Raw genomic sequence first — 349 nt, 5'->3', positions numbered from 1 at the left:
TATGGTTCAGGCTTTCACCCACGACGTGATCATCCCGCGTGACCCGCAATCCGGTCAGCCAACCGGTCAGCGCGTTCACAAGCCAGTTGTGATCACCAAGGTCTACGACAAGGCTTCGCCACTGCTGCAAGCAGCTCTGACTTCCGGCGAGCGCATGAGCGAAATCGTTATCCAGTGGTACCGCACTTCGGCTCAAGGCACCCAAGAGCACTACTACACCACCAAACTGGAAGATGCGATCATCGTCGCCATCAACAACAAAATGCACAACTGCCAGGATCCAGGCAACGCGCACTTCACCCACTTGGAAGAAGTGCAGTTCACCTACCGCAAAATCACCTGGACCCAC

At 55.6% G+C, this 349-nt stretch carries 1 protein-coding gene; it reads left to right on the top strand.

Annotated elements, in window-relative coordinates; translation table 11 throughout:
- Positions 1-349: Hcp family type VI secretion system effector (locus KVG87_RS25760; protein WP_217853254.1), on the top strand; the 349-nt coding region annotated here is incomplete at both ends.

The sequence above is a fragment of the Pseudomonas siliginis genome (assembly GCF_019145195.1).
GTDB classification, from domain to species: Bacteria; Pseudomonadota; Gammaproteobacteria; order Pseudomonadales; family Pseudomonadaceae; genus Aquipseudomonas; species Aquipseudomonas siliginis.
This window is presented reverse-complemented; position numbering and strand designations above follow the sequence as displayed.